Source organism: Crenobacter sp. CS_VA4 (assembly GCF_055597485.1).
In genome coordinates this window covers 1-598 of record NZ_JBVMAE010000083.1, presented here as the reverse complement: position 1 = coordinate 598, position 598 = coordinate 1, and the positions used below count along the sequence as shown (strand labels likewise).

General features: G+C 59.2%; 1 protein-coding gene. It reads right to left on the bottom strand.

The annotated features are described in order from the left end of the window. Positions 1 to 119 precede the first annotated feature (119 nt). Positions 120 to 598, bottom strand: a 479-nt coding sequence (locus ACZ2IA_RS22795; protein WP_470294874.1) for a transposase, incomplete at its 5' end; no start/stop codon positions are given.

The window sequence follows — 598 nt, the reverse complement described above, 5'->3', positions numbered from 1 at the left end:
CCAGGCTGTGTAAAAACGAAGCCCGACCCGGTTGGCACGGACCGTTGCAGGGTGCCGATCTTGAGGGCAACGAAGTCAAAGCTTCAAAACCGGAATTCAAGGGGCGCAAAAAGTCACCTTCAGGTCTTTATTGCCGCCGCCAGTGCCGCACTTCCCATCAAGCTCATTACCCGCTTCAAGTTATACGCGAGGACATGCAGACTCATCTCCGTCCTGACTCGATCCAGGGTGCGGGTCAGGAAGTGCGTAGCGCCCATCCATGACTTGAGGGTTCCAAAGGGATGCTCCACCGTCTGCCGCCGGATGCGCATGCTGTCGGGCGCCTGATCCATTCGGGCCTGCATGGCTTCCAGGACCGCCTCATGCTCCCAGCGGCTGACGCGCCGATAGTCGCTGGGCGTGCACTTATTCTTGATCGGGCATTGCGGGCAACGCGAACTCCAGTAGCGGTGTAACTTCAGCCCGTTTTCGACGGTCGCGAAACGCCAGATCAGACGTTCGCCCGCAGGGCAGCCATACTCGTTCTTCTCCGCGTCATAAATGAAGTCCGCCCTGTCAAAGCGTCCGTCCGCTTTCGCACTCGAGGTCGTGGTCTTCG